This is a genomic window from Polyangium fumosum, from assembly GCF_005144585.1.
GTDB classification, from domain to species: domain Bacteria; phylum Myxococcota_A; class Polyangia; order Polyangiales; family Polyangiaceae; genus Polyangium; species Polyangium fumosum.
The window spans coordinates 110,347-128,317 of the sequence record NZ_SSMQ01000032.1; the positions used below are offsets into that span (position 1 = coordinate 110,347).

Here is a 17,971-nt window from a genome sequence, read left to right on the forward strand (position 1 = left end):
GGGGACGCGAGGCGTCCCCCTTGGGACTAACGACGGCGACGGCGACGCGCGACCGAGAGCAGCATCGCTCCGCCGAGGAGCCCGAGCGCCGCGGGCATGCTCGCCGCGCCGCCGACGGCGCAGCCCCCGCTGCTCTGGCCCAAGTTCGGGTCGTCGTTGCCCACGCCGAAGCCGTTGTCCCACGGGTTCAGGTCGGGATCGGTGCCCGGCTCGGTGCCCGGGTCGACGCACCAGTCCGGCGGCGGCGGGCACGCGGGCGGGGTGCCGACGGCGTTCGAGACCTGGAGCCATCGCTCGACATACGACTGGTCGTTCGACGCGCCGAGCGTGAGGTCGGCCGCGAGCGCCGCCCGCGAGAGCTCGGCATGGATGCGGGTCACCCACAGGCTGTTCTCGGGGATCGAGCCGAAGAGCGCGTCGAGATCCTCGATGCACTCGTCGAGCGCGCTCGGGCCCATCGGATCGCCGCCGTAGCCGCTGTTCTCCGGGTCGAACTCGGCCGTGTACTTGAGGCTGTCCTCGAGCCAGTACCTCGACAGTGGCTCGCCCGCCTCGACGAGCCACGCCTTGCCGCCCGACGCGTCGAAGCTCTGCTGCTTGATGTCCTTGTAGTTGCTCGACTGCGTGTCCCAGTTCCACACGAGATCCGCGGCCTTGATCTGGAAGCTCGGGAAGTTCGTCGGCTCGTAGCGGCCCTCGGCGAGGACCCACAACGTGATCGGCGTGATCGCGCCCGTGCCCGCGGCGACCATACGCAGCGGCAGGACCGGGACCGCGCCCAGCGAGGTGATACGCACGGGGCGCATCGAGTTGATGCCCTGGCCGGGCACGAGCTTGAGGGCCAGGAAGTCGAAGCCCTCGTTCACGTACGCGTCGACGATCGGCTTGATGTCGGGCGGGATGTTGTAGCCGTTCGTGAGCAGCCAGTTCGCGAGCGCATTCGGATCCTGCGAGGAGAGCTGCACGGTGGCGTACGGGCCCACGACCTCCTCGGCGATGACCTCGACGCCTCCGGACGCGCCGCCGGTGCCGCCGTTGCCGTCCCCGCCGGCGCTCGGCGCGCCCACGCAGTCCGACGGGAGGCAGTTGATCGAGGGCGAGAGGACCGAGATCTGCGTGCCCTGTTCGAGCGCGTTGAAGACGGCGTCGGACGAGAGCCCGACGTCGACCTGCCCCTTGATCGGCAAAAGCCAGGCGAACGAGGAGGGATCACCTGCGTAGGTAATTTGATCCCAAAGGGTCGTGCGATCGTTCGAGATCGAAAGGACCATGCGGTGGCCCGTGACCTGCGTGGTCTCTTGCTGGCTGATGAAACACCCGCCGCACGCATTCGAATCGGTCGCGTAAAGGGCGGGCACGACGAGGAAAGGCAACGACAAGGCGAGGGCGCGAAGGAGCTTCATCGCGGTTCTCCGGAGGCAAGTGCCCGGCAGCGCCGAGCGAGGATGCTTCGCCACGCGCGACCCCATGAAAGCGCGTGGTTCCTCGGATTCTACGCGTCTCCAAGCGCCCGGATCGGGCGGTGGCGAGAGAACACGAAAAGAGCTCGGACGTGGAACGACCGCTACGGAGCGTGGAGCATGCCCTCGTCGAGGCGGCGCATGCCTTCGAGCAAGAGCGCCTCGGGCGAGACGGCGATCGTGCGGCCCGAGGGCTCGACGCCCGGTTCGAGCCGGAACTCGCCCTCGAGCAACGCGAGCATCCGGTAGAAGGCCTCTTCGCCGACGACCTGCTCCCAGCGCGCGTCCACGATCTGCCCTTCGGCGAAGTGGATCTCGCCCGTGCTCTTGCCCGTCTGGATGCGGAGCGCGCACGTCTTGCGGCCATGCCAGAGGACCTGGACCATGTCCGGAATGCTCATCTCCGCGAGCGATCCCGCCACGCCACGCCCGCCGCCGCGCGCGACGCGGCGCTCCACGAGCTGACGGAGCTTCGCAGCGAAGATGTCCGCGGACGTCGGCTTCGCGACGAAGTCGTCGACGCCGAGATCAAAGGCCTTCTGCGCGCTGTGGCGATCGTTCTTGCGCGTGAGGATCACCCACGTGATCTCGCGTCCCCACGACTCCTTCTGCGCGTCGGCACGAAGCGCGAGGCCCATCTCCGGCTCTTCGAGGTCGATCTCGCTGACGACGGCCGCGATCTCGCCGCCCTCGAGCTCACGCCACGCCTGCGCGACGGTCCGCGCGACGCGCACCTCGAAGCCCTGCTCGATGAGCCGAAGCTCTAGCACCGTGGTCTCCTCGGGATCCGGATCGATGACGAGCACCGTGTATCGCTCGGACAAAAGCCGCGCGCGCATGTCGTCGCCCGTGACCTCGTGCCGGAAGAGGTCGACGATGTTCGGATCGAAGACGGTGCCGCGATACCCGGCGAGCACGTCACACGCCTCGGCGGGGCGGAGGATCTTGCGGAACGGGTTGCGCGGGTTCTGCGTGAGGTCGGCGTAGGTGTCCGCGACGGCGAGGATCCGCGCGCCGAGCGGGATCTCCTTGCCCGCGAGTCCATGCGGCAAGCCGCGGCCGTCGTACCGCTCGTACATGGCCTGAAGCGCAGCCACGGTCTCGGCAGGCAAGCCGACCGAACCCATGAGCTGCGCCGGGAGCGCGACGGCTTTGAGGCCCGCGACGCGGTGGCCCTCGTACTCCGCGACGTTCAGCGCGGTGAGGTGATACGCGCCCATCTTGCCGAGATCGTGCAGGTAGGCCGCGACGACGAACGCCGCGACATGGGCAGGCGCGAGACCGATGCGCTCGCACGTGCGGCGGCAGAGGCGCGCGACGACGGCCGAGTGGCCGCGGAGATCCTGGCGGTTCGCTTCGAGCAAGCTCACGAGGACGTTGAGCGTCTCGATGTACTCGTGGGTCTCGATCGGCGTGAGGACCGGGACCGGCGGAGGCAGCGGCGTGGGCGAAGGCGTGGTCGCCGTCAGCGGGCGCGCCTGCGCGGGCGGTGGGAGTCCGCCCGTCGGCGACGTCTGCGCGCTCGCCGCGGTCGGCGCATGCCCGCCGTTCGCCGAAGGCTGCGTGCTCCCCGCGTTCGGCGAAGGCTGCGTCTGCTCGCGCACGCCGGACGGGCTGGTTTGTCCGGTCGCCGAGGGAGACGTCGGCATCGGCCCGCGTGGCGGCGGCGTCGCTTGCACGGCCGCGTTGCGCGGCGACGCAGCAGGTGTTGGGATGGGCCCCGTCGCAGGTCGCGCGGGCGACGGGCCGAGGTCGATGTCGATGAAATCGCCGGTCGTGACGTTTGTCGCGACCGGACGGAGGAGCGCCTCGAAGGCCGACGCTTCCTTGAAGTAGTGCCGCGCGATCGCGGCGCGCACCGCCGCCGGCCGGGCCACGAGCGCGCGCACTTCGCGCACGCCCGCCGCAAGCTTCACCTCGTGGATCGCGGCGTCGTTGTCGGGATCCGCGGTGACGACCGAGAGCACGGACTTCGCCTCGTCGAGCAGCACCGGGAAGACGCCGTGCATCTTCGCGGTCTTCGGCAGCACGCGCCCGAGCACGCGCGGCTCGATCGCGGCCTTCGCGAGCTTTTCGGTCGAGACGAACCGCGTGTTGTGCAGCGTCGCGACGTACTTGAGGAGATCGCCCTCGGGCATGATGTCGAGCTCGACGAGAGAGTCCTCGATCCGACCGCGCTGACGGCTCGCGTGCTCCACGGCGCGCCGATGCTCCTCGGCCCCGATCCGGCCCTCGGAGAGCAGGCGATCAGCGACACGCTGGTTGGTGCCGTGCACGGACATCGCGAGTGCAGAGATAGTACATGTCCGCAAGGACGGGGGATCCCAAGACCCGCCGAAACAGCAGTCATCCGGCGGATCAGCACGGGACGGCGCGTGCCTGGCCGAACAAAAGCCACACGCCCGCGCCTGAAGTCAGGGCGGGCGTGCGTCGAAGGGGTCGGGAGGCCGTCGGCGACGACGACCCCCCTCCCCTGCACCTCACTCCTCGTTGACGGCCGTGAGCGTCTCCTCGGGGCGAGGACGCGGCGGCGCCATGGCCGGCGCCGGGGGCTCGGCCGCCGGCGCGCGCTCGCGCACCGGCTGCTCGCCCTCGACGATGACCTGCAGCCGCTTGTAGGCGGGCAGGCCCGTCCCGGCCGGGATCAGGCGGCCCATGATGACGTTCTCCTTGAGACCACGGAGATCGTCCACCTTGCCGCTGATCGCCGCCTCGGTGAGCACCTTGGTCGTCTCCTGGAACGACGAGGCGCTGATGAACGACTCGGTCGAGAGGCTCGCCTTGGTGATGCCGAGGAGCAGCGGCTCGGCGATGGCGGGACGTCCGCCACGCTCGAGCACCCGCTCGTTCTCGCGCTCGAACAGGTGCTTCTCGACCTGCTCGTCCACGAGGAAATTCGTGTCGCCGACGTCCTTGACGCGAACGCGCCGGAGCATCTGCCGCACGATGACCTCGATGTGCTTGTCGTTGATACCGACACCCTGCAGGCGGTAGACCTGCTGGATCTCGTTCACGAGCCAGGCCGCGAGCTCCTTCTCGCCCTTCACGCGCAAGATGTCGTGCGGGTTCGGCGGGCCGTCCTGGAGCGGGTCGCCCGCGCGCACGCGATCGCCCGGCTGCACCTGGATGTGCTTGCCCTTGGGGATCAGGTACTCGCGCGCCTGATCCGGGAGCGGGTGCCCGTCCGCGCCGAACGGCGTGATGATCACCTTGCGCTTGCCCTTCGTGTCCTTGCCGAAGGAGACCTCGCCGTCGATCTCGCTGATGATGGCGTGATCCTTCGGCTTGCGGGCCTCGAAGAGCTCGGCGACGCGGGGCAGACCACCGGTGATGTCCTGCACCTTCGTCGTGTCGCGCGGGATCTTGGCGATGATGTCACCGGCCTCGATCATGTCGTCCTGCTGGGCGACGATGTGCGCGCCGACCGGCAGGAGGTAACGCGCCTCGAGCTCGCTGTTCGGGAGCTTCAAGGTGGCGCTCGAGTTCGGGTCCTTCAGCGAGATCCGCGGGCGGAGATCGGCCGCCTTGGACTCGATGACGACCTTGCGCGACAGGCCCGTGACCTCGTCGACGCGCTCCTGGACGCTGACGCCCTCGACGAGATCGCCGTACTTCACGATGCCGGAGACCTCGGTGAGGATCGGCGTCGCGAACTGGTCCCACTCGGCGAGCAGCTCGCCCGGCTTCACGCGCTGACCGTCGGCGACCTTCATGTTGGCGCCGTAGACCAGGCGGTGATGCTCGCGCTCGCGGCCCGTCTCGTCGACGACGACGAGCTCACCGTGGCGGTTCATGACCACCATGGTGCCGTCCTTCTTGCGCTGCACGTTCGCGCGACGCAGGCGGACGGTGCCCTCGGTCCGGGCCTCGAGGTAGCTCGCCTCGATCTTGCCGCGGGCCGCCGTACCACCGATGTGGAACGTGCGCATCGTGAGCTGCGTGCCGGGCTCGCCGATCGACTGGGCGGCGATGATGCCGACCGCCTCGCCGATGTTGACGCGGTAGCCACGCGCGAGGTCGCGGCCGTAGCAGAGCGCGCAAACGCCCCGCCGCGTCTGGCAGGTGAGCACCGAGCGGATCATGACCTCCTCGATGCCCGCGTCCTCGATCCGCTTGACGGAAGCCTCGTCGAGCTCGGTGTTGGCCGTGATGAGGACCTCGCCGGTGAGCGGGTCGATCACGTCCTCGAGCACGACGCGGCCGAGGATGCGGTCGCCGAGGGGCTGGATCACCTCGCCGGCCTCCTCGAGCTTCGTCACGCGGATGCCGTCGATCGTGGCGCAATCGTACTCGGAGATGACCGCGTCCTGCGCGACGTCTACGAGACGCCGGGTGAGGTAACCCGAGTTCGCCGTCTTGAGCGCGGTATCCGCGAGGCCCTTGCGCGCGCCGTGCGTCGAGATGAAGTACTGCAGCACGGTGAGGCCTTCACGGAAGTTCGCCGTGATGGGCGTCTCGATGATCTCGCCGGAGGGCTTGGCCATGAGGCCACGCATCGCGGCGAGCTGGCGGATCTGCTGGGTCGAACCGCGCGCACCCGAGTCCGCCATGATGTAGATCGGGTTGAAGCTCGGCTCGATGCTCTCCTTGCCCGTCTCCGGATCGGTGACGCGCTCCTTGCCGATCCCGTCCATCATCTTGGCCGTGACGGCGTCCGCCACGCCGGCCCAGATGTCGACGATCTTGTTGTAGCGCTCGCCGTCCGTGATCAGACCTTCCTGGTACTGCTCGACGACGCGCTCGACCTCGCGCTGCGCCTCCTCGAGGAGGTCCTTCTTCGCCGGCGGGATCACCATGTGATCCATGCAGATCGAGATACCGGCGCGCATCGCGTGGTCGAAGCCGAGCGTGCGGAGCCGGTCCGCGAGGAGGACGGTCTCCTTGTTGCGGTGGACGCGGTAGCAGACGTCGATGAGGGCCGAGAGCGCCTTCTTGTCGAGCGTCTTGTTCGCGTAGTCGAAGCTCACGCCCTTCGGCAGGACCTCGGAGATGAGCACACGACCCACCGTCGTCTGGACGATGCGGCGCTTGATCTGGCCGTGCTCGTTGCGGACGGGGTTACCGTCCTCGTCGATGTGCGGCACGCGCACGCGGATGCCTGCGTGCAGCACGACCTCGCCCGCGTCGTACGCCATGCGTACCTCTTCGGGAGACGCGTAGACGCCGCGCAGATACCCCTCGGCCGTCGAGCCCTCCGCGCCCTGGCCGTCGGCGCCGAAGCGCAGGCTGCCCTCGCGGAAGCTGCCCTTCGCGAACTTGCGCTCGCGCGTGGCGTAGTAGAGCCCGAGCACGATGTCCTGCGTCGGGTTGATGATGGGCTTGCCGTTCGCGGGCGAGAGGATGTTGTTCGTGCTCATCATGAGCACGCGCGCCTCCATCTGCGCCTCGATCGAGAGCGGCACGTGCACTGCCATCTGGTCGCCGTCGAAGTCGGCGTTGAACGCCGCGCAGACGAGCGGATGGAGCTGGATCGCCTTGCCCTCGATGAGCACCGGCTCGAACGCCTGGATGCCCAGGCGGTGGAGCGTCGGCGCGCGGTTCAGGAGCACCGGATGCTCGCTGATGACCTCTTCGAGGATGTCCCAAACCTCGGGACGCTCCTTCTCCACCATCTTCTTCGCGCTCTTGATGGTGTTGACGTACCCGCGCTCTTCCAGCTTGTTGTAGATGAACGGCTTGAAGAGCTCGAGCGCCATCTTCTTCGGCAGGCCGCACTGGTGCAGGCGCAGCGTCGGGCCGACGACGATGACCGAGCGGCCCGAGTAGTCGACGCGCTTGCCGAGCAGGTTCTGCCGGAAGCGACCCTGCTTGCCCTTCAGCATGTCGCTGAGGCTCTTCAGCGGCCGCTTGTTCGGGCCCGTGATCGTCTTGCCGCGGCGGCCGTTGTCGAAGAGCGCGTCGACCGCCTCCTGGAGCATGCGCCGCTCGTTGCGGATGATGATCTCGGGCGCGTTGAGCTCGAGCAGCCGCTTCAGGCGGTTGTTGCGGTTGATGACGCGGCGGTAGAGGTCGTTCAGATCGCTCGTCGCGAACCGACCACCGTCGAGCGGCACGAGCGGACGCAGGTCGGGCGGCAGCACGGGGATGACCGTGAGCATCATCCACTCGGGCCGGTTGCCGCTCTCCCGGAACGCCTCGACGACCTTCAGGCGCTTCGCGAGCTTCTTGCGCTTCGCCTCGCTCGTCGCCTTGCGCATCTCCTCGCGGAGCAGCTCGGCGAGCGCGTGCACGTCGACCTGCTTGAGCATCTCGAGCACGGCCTCGCCGCCCATGCCCGCCGCGATCTTGTCGTCGCCGTACTCGTCGATGATCTGCAGGTAGCGCTCCTCGCTGAGGAGGTCGCCGCGCTGCAGACCCGTCTCCTTCGGGTCGATGACGATGTACGCCTCGCAATAAAGGACCTTCTCCAGATCCTTCAGCGTGATGTCGAGCATGTTGCCGATGCGCGACGGCAGGCTCTTCAGGAACCAGATGTGCGCGACCGGCGTCGCGAGCGAGATGTGCCCGAGGCGCTCACGTCGAACCTTCGACTGGATGACCTCGACGCCGCACTTCTCGCACACGATCCCACGGTGCTTCATGCGCTTGTACTTGCCGCAGTTGCACTCGTAGTCCTTCACAGGCCCGAAGATCTTCGCGCAGAAGAGACCATCCCGCTCCGGCTTGAACGTGCGGTAGTTGATGGTCTCCGGCTTCTTCACCTCGCCGTGCGACCATTCCCGGATCTTCTCCGGGCTCGCGAGCGAGATCCGAATGGCGCTGAACGACAGCGGATCTTTGGGCTTCTCGAAGAAGCTGAAGATGTCACGCATTCGGCATCACTCCTCTTCCGCGGCCGAGGCCTCGAGGCCCGTCTCGACCAGCTCGACGTTCAGACACAACGATTGCAGCTCTTTGATGAGCACGTTGAAGCTCTCCGGCAGACCGGCCTCCAGCGTGTACTCGCCCTTGACGATCGCCTCGTACATCCGCGTACGACCCATGACGTCGTCCGATTTCACCGTGAGGAACTCCTGCAGCGCGTAGGCCGCGCCGTAGGCCTCCATCGCCCACACCTCCATCTCGCCGAGGCGCTGACCGCCGAACTGAGCCTTTCCGCCCAGCGGCTGCTGCGTGACGAGCGAGTAGGGGCCGATCGACCGGGCGTGGATCTTGTCGTCCACGAGGTGGTGAAGCTTCAGCATGTACATGATGCCCACCGTGACGTTCTGATCGAACGCCTCGCCCGTGCGACCATCGAATAGGATCGCCTGGCCCGAGCTCGGCAGACCCGCGAGCGCGAGCGCGCCCTTGATGTCCTCCTCGCTCGCACCGTCGAACACCGGCGACGCGACGAACACGCCTTGACGAACCTTGCGCCCGGCACGCACGGCGTCACCCTCGTCCATCAACGCGACGATCGCCGAGTTCTCCTCGTCTCCCGCGTAGACCTCCGCCAAACGATGGCGGATCTCGGCGCCCGCCTTTTGAGTCTCGATCATCTGCTGGATCTGCCGGCCGAGCTCGTAGGCGCCCCAGCCGAGGTGGATCTCCAGGATCTGACCGACGTTCATGCGGCTCGGCACGCCGAGCGGGTTCAGCACGATGTCCACCGGCCGGCCGTCCTGCAGGTAGGGCATGTCCTCCTCCGGAAGAATCCGGCTGATGACGCCCTTGTTGCCGTGGCGGCCTGCCATCTTGTCGCCGACCTGGAGCTTGCGCTTGATGGCGATGTAGACCTTCACCATCTTGATCACGCCCGGCGGCAGCTCGTCGCCCTTCGACAGGCGCTCGATCTTGTCGCGGAAGTGCTCCTCGCGCGTACGGACGAGGTCCTCCAGATCCCGCAGGATGTTCTGGATCCGGTCCGTCTCCTCCACCGGGATCTCGCCCCAGTAACGGCGCGGGATCTCGGCGAGGGCCGCCTCGGTGATCTCGTCGCCCTTCTGGAGCAGGACCTTGCCCTTGTCGTCGACGAGCTTCCCGTTCGTCGTCTTGCCGACCAGGATCTCGCGGACCCGGCGGTAGAACGAGTCGCGCAGGATCTTGATCTCCTCATCGCGCGTCCGCTCGATCCGCGCGCGCTCCTGATCCTCGATGTCCCGCGCGCGGTCGTCCTTCTCCGTGCCCTTGCGCGAGAAGACGCGCGCGTTGATCACGATGCCGCTCACGCCCGGCGGGACCTTGAGCGAGCTGTCGCGCACGTCGCCGGCCTTCTCCCCGAAGATCGCGCGGAGCAGCTTCTCCTCGGGAGAAAGCTGCGTCTCGCCCTTCGGCGTGATCTTGCCGACGAGGATGTCGCCCGGACGAACCTCGGCGCCGATCCGCACGATGCCCGAGTCGTCGAGGTCCTTCAGGGCCTCCTCGCCGACGTTCGGGATGTCACGCGTGATCTCCTCCTTGCCGAGCTTCGTATCGCGCGCGACGCACTCGAACTCCTCGATGTGGATCGAGGTGAACACGTCGTCCTTCGCGATGCGCTCCGAGACCAGGATCGAGTCCTCGAAGTTGTAGCCCTGCCACGGCATGAACGCGACGAGCACGTTCTGCCCCAGCGCGAGCTCGCCCATGTCCGTCGACGGGCCGTCCGCGAGCACGTCGCCCGCCTTCACCACGTCGCCCGTACGCACGATCGGCTTCTGCGTGTAGCAGGTCGACTGGTTCGAGCGCTGGTACTTCATGAGGTGGTAGATGTCCGGCACCTCGGCGCCCTCGCCCGCGGCACGCACCACGATGCGCGTCGCGTCGACGCTCTCCACGATGCCCGGACGACGCGCCACGACGCAAACGCCCGAGTCACGCGCGAGCCGGTTCTCCATGCCCGTACCGACGAGCGGCGCCTCGCTTCGGATGAGCGGCACCGCCTGGCGCTGCATGTTCGCGCCCATGAGCGCGCGGTTCGCGTCGTCGTGCTCGAGGAAGGGCACGAGCGCGGCCGCGACGCTCACCATCTGGTTCGGCGCGATGTCCATGAGCTCGATCATGTCCGACGCGACGATCTTGAAATCGCCGTTGAGACGCGCCGACACGACGTTCTCGCGGAATTTGCGACCCTCATCGAGCGCGGCCGTCGCCTGCGCGATGTACTTGCCCTCTTCCTCGAGCGCGCTGAGCCAGGTCACCTCGTCGGTCACCGTGCTCTCCGTCACCTTGCGGTAAGGCGTCTCGACGAAGCCGAACTCGTTCACGCGGGCGAACGTCGAGAGCGACGCGATGAGGCCGATGTTCGGGCCTTCCGGCGTCTCGATCGGGCAAATGCGGCCGTAGTGCGTGGCGTGGACGTCGCGCACCTCGAAGCCCGCGCGCTCGCGCGTGAGGCCGCCCGGACCGAGGGCGGACAAACGCCGCTTGTGCGTGACCTCGGAGAGCGGGTTCGTCTGGTCCATGAACTGCGAGAGCTGCGAACTCCCGAAGTACTCCTTGACCACCGCGGAGACGGGCTTCGCGTTGATCAGGTCGTGCGGCATGAGCGTGTCGATCTCCTGCGACATGCTCATGCGCTCCTTGATCGCGCGCTCCATGCGGACCAGGCCGATGCGGTACTGGTTCTCCATGAGCTCGCCGACCGCACGCACGCGGCGGTTGCCGAGGTGGTCGATGTCGTCGACCGAGCCGCGGCCGTTCTTGAGCTCGATGAGATGCCGGACCGTCTCCAGGATGTCCTGCGGCGTGAGCACCGTGAGATCGAGGTTCGGACGCTGGCCCTCCGGCAGATCCCGGTAGAACTTGTAGTTGAGCTTCAGCCGGCCGACCTTCGAGAGGTCGTATCGCTCCGGGTTGAAGAACAGGTTGTGGAACAACGTCTTCGCCGTCTCGAGCGTGGGCGGATCGCCCGGGCGGAGACGACGGTAGATCTCGAGGATCGAGTCCTCCTGCGTCTTCACCTTGTCGGCGAGCAACGTGTCGCGGAGGTACGAGCCGACGTTGAGGCCGTCAATGAAGAGGATGCGGAAGCTCTCGAGCTTCGCCTCGCGGATGCGCTCGAGCTTGGCGTCCGTGAGCTCCTCGTTCACCTCGACGATGACCTCGCCCGTCTCCGGGTCGACGACGTCGTGCGCTGCGACCTTGCCGACGAGCTCCTCGGTCTCGACCTGCATGCGCTCGAGCTTCGCCTCCTTCATCTTGCGAATCGCGGCGCGCGTGAACTTCGTGTTCTTCTTGACGATGACATCTTCCTTGATCTTGATGTCACGCGTCGCGCGCTGGCCCGCGAGGAGGTCGTACTCGATGCTCTTCGCGTACTTGCCGCCCTTCTCGAGGTAGACGGTCTCCGTCGAGTAGAAGTAGTTCAGGAGGTCCTGCGTCGAGTAGCCGAGCGCGCGCAGGAGGACGGTCGCGTGCATCTTCCGGCGACGGTCGATGCGCACGTAGATGATGTCCTTCGGATCGAACTCGAAATCGAGCCACGAGCCGCGGTACGGGATGACGCGCGCCGAGTAGAGCAGCTTGCCGCTCGAGTGCGTCTTGCCCTTGTCGTGATCGAAGAACACGCCGGGCGAGCGGTGGAGCTGGCTGACGACGACGCGCTCGGTGCCGTTGATGATGAACGTGCCCGTCTCGGTCATCAACGGCAGCTCGCCGAAGTACACCTCCTGCTCCTTGATGTCCCGGACGATGCGCTCACCGCCGTCACGGGTGTCGTAGATCATGAGCTGGTTGGTGACTTTGATCGGCGCCGCGTAGGTCATGCCTCGCTGGCGGCACTCCTCGACGTCGTACTTCGGCGGCTCGAGGTTGTACGAAACGAAGACGAGCTCGCTCGTCCCGTTGAAGTCCTTGATGGGGAACACCGAGCGGAAGACCGCCTGGAGCCCGACTTCCTCCCGCTCGTGCGGCGGGACGTTCATCTGGAGGAACTTGTCGTAGCTGGACTTCTGGATGTCGATCAGGTTCGGAACGTCGATGATGCGACGAACGCGCCCCAGATTCTTACGGATGCGGAAGTTGGATTGGACGACCGACGGCATCGATATTCCTCCGGCTCCTACGGGTGCACAGGGCTCGATCCCCGCGCGCTCCACGAACCGAGCATCAGCCTCGAAGCTACGAAACAGCCATCAAAGGTCCCGGCGACGGACAAACTCGGCTGCGCTACCGCGACCTGGAAGACGCGCTCGAATCACGCGACAGACGCAGCAGCAAACCCCCCAAAGACAAAACTCGACGCGCGGCAGGGACGTTCGCCCCTGCCGCCGTCGCATGGCGGATCGCGCTGTCCCTGAACGGGAAGCTCGGATCCTTACTTGAGCTCGACCGTCGCACCTGCCTCGGCGAGCTTCTTCTTCATCTCCTCGGCGTCGGCCTTGGAGACCGCTTCCTTCACGTTCTTGGGCGCGCCCTCGACCAGGTCCTTCGCCTCCTTGAGGCCAAGGCCCGTGATCTCACGGACCGCCTTGATGACCGCGATCTTGTTGCCACCGGCGTTCGCCAGGACAACGTCGAACTCGGTCTTCTCCTCGGCCTTCGGCGCCTCGGCCGCAGCCGCCGGGCCAGCAGCAACCGCCACCGCCGCCGGCGCAGCCTTCACGCCCCACTTGTTCTCGAGCTCCTTGATGAGCTCGGCGATCTGGATGACCGGCAGGTTGGAAAGGTAATCGACGACCTGCTCCCGCGTGATCTCAGCCATGACGAGACTCCTTCAAACCGTCTGCGCGCCGCGGTGGGATGAGTACCCCGGGGCGCGTCTCTAGATCAAAACCCGAAGGGCGCAATGCCCTTTCTCACTGGTCGAGCGTTTGGCGCGCCGGATCGCCTCCGGCTCCCTCGCCCCGACCACGATCGGACCCGGTACCAGGGCTCCTCAGCCGGCCCCGCCCGCCGCGTCCTCCTTGGCCTTCAACAGGTACGCGAAGTTCTGAAGAGGCGCATTGAGCTGCTGCAAGAACTGCTGGAGAGGCGCCTGCAACGTGGCAAGCAGCGTCGCCCTGAGCTCGTCCTTGCCGGGCATCGTCGCGAGCTGGTTCTCCACGCCCTCGGCGTCGAGAACCTGGCCCTCGATGAGGCCCGCCTTGATCTTCAGCTTCTCGTGTTCCTTGTCCTTGCGGAACGCCTTGACGACCTTCGCGGCCGCGCTGGGATCCTCGTAGCACCAGGCGATCCCGGTCATCCCGACCAGCGTATCGTCGAGCTTCTTCGACCACGCGTGATGCTTGATCGCATGGCGAACGAGCGTGTTTTTCACGACTCGATACTCGACGCCCGCCTTCCGGAACTCGTCGCGCAGCTTCGTGACGACCGCGACGTTGAGCCCCGTGAAGTCGAGGAAGACCGCCGAGGTCATGCGATCGAATCGCTGCTTGACCTCGCCGACCAGAGCCTCTTTCTCCGTGCGCTCCATGATCAGCCCTCCTCACCCTTGTCGCTGAGGTGCACAGGGTCGATCCGGACGCCCGGCCCCATCGTCGAAGACATCGTGATGCTCCGGAGATAAATCCCCTTCGCCGTCGACGGCTTCGCGCGAATGAGAGCCTGGATCAAGGCCTCCGCGTTCTTGGCGAGCGCGTCCTCCTTGAAGGAGGCCTTGCCGATCCGAGCGTGCACAATGCCCGCCTTCTCGACGCGGTACTCCACCTTGCCGGCCTTCGCTTCGGACACCGCCGTCTTCACATCAACGGTGACGGTGCCGACTTTCGGGTTCGGCATGAGGCCTCGCGGACCGAGGATACGACCGAGCTTACCGACCAGGCCCATCATGTCGGGCGTAGCGATCACGCGGTCGAAGTCCATGAAGCCTTCCTGGATCTTGTTCACCAGGTCGGCCTCACCGACGAAATCGGCACCGGCCGCTTCCGCTTCCTTCGCCTTTTCGCCCTTGGCGAAGACGAGGACGCGGACCGACTGGCCCGTTCCGGCCGGCATGACCACGGCGCCGCGAACCATCTGGTCCGCGTGACGCGGGTTCACGCCCAGCCGCACAGCGATATCGACGGTCTCGTCGAACTTCGCCGATGCGGCCTGTTTTACAAGCGCACACGCCTCTTGCAGCGTGTACTTGCGCGTGCGGTCCACCATGGCCTGGGCCGCAGCGCGTTTCTTGGCGACTTTCGGCATCTGCCCTCCTGTTTTATCGGCTTACGCCTCCCACGGTGCGCCGTTTTAACCGTGGTGCTCTCCTCCCAACGTGGGGGGGTGCTCTTGTAGAGCCGCGTTTTCACGCGGCCGCGCGCTCGCCGCCGGCTTCTCCGCCAAACGGAGATGCAGCAGAGCGCGCTGTGGACGACTCAGTCGACGATCGAAATGCCCATCGAGCGGGCCGTGCCCGCCATGCTGCGCATCGCCGACTCGAGGTTCGTCGTGTTCATGTCCTGCATCTTCATCTGCGCAAGCTCCTGCAGCTGCTTGCGCGTCACCTGGCCGACCTTCGTCTTGTTCGGCTCCTTCGAGCCCGAGCCAGGCTTCTTCTTGGTCTCCAGCCCCGCGGCCTTCTTGAGAAGGACCGACGCGGGAGGCGTCTTCAAGATGAACGTGAACGACCGGTCCGAATAGACCGTGATCACCACCGGGATGATCATGTCGCCCTGCGAGGCCGTCCGCGAGTTGAAGTCCTTGCAGAACGCCATGATGTTCACGCCGTGCTGGCCGAGCGCAGGACCGACCGGCGGCGAGGGGTTGGCCTTCCCCGCAGGGAGCTGAAGCTTGACGTACCCGGTGACCTTCTTCGCCATTGCTTTACCCGTTCTGTGCTGCGTCTACCTTGTTCGTTCCGACCCGGAACGTCGCTCAGCGCTTCTCTACCGCCGAAAAATCGAGCTCCACGCTGGTCGGACGGCCGAAGATCGACACCTTGACCTTCAGCTTCTGCTTATCCATCTTCACGTCGTCCACGGTCCCGGTGAAGTTGGCGAACGCGCCGTCGAGCACGCGAACTTCCTCGCCGACCTCGAACGTGAGCTTGGGCTTCGGCTTGACCGCGCCCTCCACGATGCCTCGACGCAGACTCTCGATCTGCGGGGCCGGGACTTCCTGCGGCGTCTGGTTGCCGATGAAGCCCGTCACCTTCGGCGTGTCCTTCACGAGGTGCCACACCGTCTCGCTCATCTCCATCTCGGCGAAGATGTAGCCAGGCAAGCTGAGCTTCTGACGAACTCGTTGCTTCCCCCCCGGACGGTTCTCCGTGACCGTTTCACTCGGGATCAGGATCTCGCCAATCTTGTCCTCGAGGCCGTGCTGCTTCGCGCGTTGCTGAAGTGCATCGCGCACCTTCGCCTCGTAGCCCGAGTAGGTATGAATGACGTACCACTTCTTCGCCATGGCGCGTGGCTCCCGAACGGCCCTAGCTCCCAGTGCCGTAGACGATGCCCGTCACGAACGACCACAACCGGTCGAGCAGCGCGAGATAGAGGGTGGCCACAGCGCTCGCCGCAATGACCACCATGGTTGAGTTCGTGACGTCCTTCTTGGTCGGCCACTTGACCTTGATCAGCTCCGAAGCGACCTCGTCCGTCCACTCCCGCACGTCGGGACGACGGTAGGTCCGCAGCGTGACGATGACCGCGACGACGCCCGCGATGACGGTCGCATACGTCGCTTTGTCCTCGTCCACGACCGCCGCGAGCGCAGGCACCGCACGGCTGAACCAGTCCCGGTTCGAGAGGTTGCCCCAGATCCCGTGGATGGCCTTGCCAAGCACGTACGCGCCGAGGATCGCCGCCCCGAAGAACCCCGCCATCACGTAGCGGTCGCTCCCGAGCGGCCGCGCCGCCGCAGCCTCGGCGTCTTCGCTGGCCCCTTCGTCCTGCGCTTGCCCTTCCGGGCCCTCCGCAGCAGCGTCGTCGTGCTCGTCGCCGGCTTCGTCTACGCTCGGCGCCACGTCGAGATCGCTCCCCTTGCGCACCGCAAGTGAGGCGTCCGCCCCCGAATCCGGGGCAGACTCCGGCGCAGAGCCCTTTTTCTGGGCCTTCCGTGCCTCGTCTTTCTCTCGTCGTGTCGCCATCGCCGTTTGTCCCAGACGTGTCGGATCCCGCTTCGAGCAGCGTCATCGACATTTACGCCTCGCTCGCTTTTACGAGATCGAGCGAGGCGTTTGGTGCGACCCCTACCTGATGCTGAACGGGCAGCGAGAGGAGGAGCCCTTGTGGGCAGGGGCAGAGAGGCTCGAACTCCCGACCTGCGGATTTGGAATCCGCTGCTCTACCAACTGAGCTATACCCCTTCAACCTGCTCGACCCGGGACTGATGCCACGAGCCGAGCAGTTCGTCTACTTCGGATCCGACTACTTCGTCTCCCGGTGCAGCGTGTGCTTCTTGCACTGCTTGCAGAACTTCTTCAGTTCCACGTAGTCGCCGGGAGATTTGGTCGTCTTGTAGTTCCTCGCCGTACACTCGGTGCAGGCCAGCGAGATCGGGATACGTGTCCCTCGTTCTCCCGTGGCCCCACCGCTGCCACCGGACCCGCCGCCCTGCACCGACATCACGCCTCGTTACTTGAGGATCTTCGTCACGATGCCCGCGCCGACGGTCTTGCCGCCCTCACGGATCGCGAACCGCATCTGCTCCTCGAGCGCTACCGGCGCGATGAGCTCGATGTTCATCGTGATGTTGTCGCCCGGCATCACCATCTTCACCCCCTCGGGGAGGTTGACGGTGCCCGTCACGTCCGTCGTCCGGATGTAGAACTGCGGGCGGTAGTTCGTGAAGAACGGCGTGTGACGGCCGCCCTCTTCCTTCTTGAGGACGTACACCTCACCCATGAAGTGGGTGTGCGGCGTGATCGAGCCCGGCTTCGCGAGGACCTGACCACGCTCGATGTCGTCCTTCTCGACGCCGCGCAGGAGGCAACCGACGTTGTCGCCGGCGATGCCCTGATCGAGCAGCTTCCGGAACATCTCGACGCCCGTGACCACGGTCTTGCGCGTGTCCTTGAAGCCGATGATCTCGACCTCTTCGCCGACCTTGACCACGCCACGCTCGATGCGGCCCGTGGCCACCGTGCCGCGGCCCTTGATCGAGAACACGTCCTCGATCGCCATCAGGAACGGCTTGTCGATCGCGCGCTCCGGCTCCGGGATGTACGTGTCGAGCGCCTCGAGCAGCTCTCCGATCTTCGCCTCCCACTTGGGATCGCCCTGGAGCGCAGGCAACGAAGCACCACGGACAACCGGCGCGTTGTCGCCGTTGAAGTTGTACTTGTTGAGGAGCTCGCGGACCTCCATCTCGACGAGGTCCAGCATCTCCGGGTCGTCCACCGCGTCACACTTGTTGAGGAAGACGACGAGGTAGTTCAGGCCGACCTGGCGCGCGAGGAGCACGTGCTCGCGGGTCTGCGGCATGACGCTGTCGAGCGCGCTGACCACGAGGATCGCGCCGTCCATCTGCGCGGCGCCCGTGATCATGTTCTTGATGTAGTCGGCGTGGCCGGGGCAGTCGACGTGCGCGTAGTGGCGCTTCGGCGACTCGTACTCCACGTGCGCCGCCGCGATCGTCACCGTCTTCGTCTCGTCACGGACGGTGCCGCCCTTGGCGATGTCGGCGTACTTGATCTCTTTCGCAAGCTTCTGCTTGGACTGGACCTTGACGATGGCCGCCGTGAGCGT

12 protein-coding genes and 1 tRNA gene are annotated in these 17,971 nt (G+C 66.3%); all 13 read right to left on the reverse strand.

The window, feature by feature from the left end; genetic code table 11:
• Positions 1-26: 26 nt before the first annotated feature.
• Positions 27-1,403, reverse strand: a complete 1,377-nt coding sequence (locus E8A74_RS27720) for a DUF2330 domain-containing protein (RefSeq protein ID WP_170229419.1) — start codon at positions 1,401-1,403, stop codon at positions 27-29.
• 161 nt (positions 1,404-1,564) lie between these two features.
• Positions 1,565-3,742 carry a DUF4388 domain-containing protein gene (locus tag E8A74_RS27725; protein WP_136932090.1) on the reverse strand — a complete coding sequence of 726 codons (2,178 nt, stop codon included), beginning with the start codon at positions 3,740-3,742 and terminating at the stop codon, positions 1,565-1,567.
• Between the two features lie 198 nt (positions 3,743-3,940).
• Complete coding sequence (rpoC, locus tag E8A74_RS27730; RefSeq protein ID WP_136932091.1) at positions 3,941-8,272, reverse strand: DNA-directed RNA polymerase subunit beta'; 4,332 nt, start codon at positions 8,270-8,272, stop codon at positions 3,941-3,943.
• A 6-nt stretch (positions 8,273-8,278) separates the two neighbouring features.
• Positions 8,279-12,406 (reverse strand): DNA-directed RNA polymerase subunit beta, encoded by a 4,128-nt coding sequence (gene rpoB / locus E8A74_RS27735; RefSeq protein WP_136932092.1) that lies wholly within the window; start codon positions 12,404-12,406, stop codon positions 8,279-8,281.
• Between the two features lie 272 nt (positions 12,407-12,678).
• On the reverse strand, positions 12,679-13,065 hold the full coding sequence (rplL, locus tag E8A74_RS27740; protein ID WP_136932093.1) for a 50S ribosomal protein L7/L12: 387 nt from the start codon (positions 13,063-13,065) through the stop codon (positions 12,679-12,681).
• A 174-nt stretch (positions 13,066-13,239) separates the two neighbouring features.
• Entirely contained in the window at positions 13,240-13,776 is a 537-nt protein-coding gene (rplJ, locus tag E8A74_RS27745) for a 50S ribosomal protein L10 (RefSeq protein ID WP_136932094.1), read from the reverse strand.
• A 2-nt stretch (positions 13,777-13,778) separates the two neighbouring features.
• Positions 13,779-14,489: a 50S ribosomal protein L1 gene (gene rplA / locus E8A74_RS27750; protein ID WP_136932095.1), complete on the reverse strand. Its 711-nt coding sequence runs from the start codon at positions 14,487-14,489 to the stop codon at positions 13,779-13,781.
• Between the two features lie 170 nt (positions 14,490-14,659).
• Complete coding sequence (gene rplK / locus E8A74_RS27755) at positions 14,660-15,103, reverse strand: 50S ribosomal protein L11 (RefSeq protein WP_136932096.1); 444 nt, start codon at positions 15,101-15,103, stop codon at positions 14,660-14,662.
• Positions 15,104-15,158: 55 nt separating this feature from the next.
• Positions 15,159-15,689 (reverse strand): transcription termination/antitermination protein NusG, encoded by a 531-nt coding sequence (nusG, locus tag E8A74_RS27760; protein WP_136932097.1) that lies wholly within the window; start codon positions 15,687-15,689, stop codon positions 15,159-15,161.
• A gap of 22 nt (positions 15,690-15,711) precedes the next feature.
• The gene (secE, locus tag E8A74_RS54995) at positions 15,712-16,371 is read right to left on the reverse strand and encodes a preprotein translocase subunit SecE (RefSeq protein WP_232379773.1); all 660 of its coding nucleotides are present in this window, start codon (positions 16,369-16,371) and stop codon (positions 15,712-15,714) included.
• Positions 16,372-16,517: 146 nt separating this feature from the next.
• A tRNA-Trp gene (locus E8A74_RS27770) sits at positions 16,518-16,590 on the reverse strand.
• Positions 16,591-16,651: 61 nt separating this feature from the next.
• Positions 16,652-16,849, reverse strand: a complete 198-nt coding sequence (gene rpmG, locus E8A74_RS27775) for a 50S ribosomal protein L33 (protein ID WP_136932098.1) — start codon at positions 16,847-16,849, stop codon at positions 16,652-16,654.
• Positions 16,850-16,858: 9 nt separating this feature from the next.
• Positions 16,859-17,971, reverse strand: a 1,113-nt coding sequence (gene tuf / locus E8A74_RS27780; RefSeq protein WP_136932099.1) for an elongation factor Tu, incomplete at its 5' end; no start/stop codon positions are given.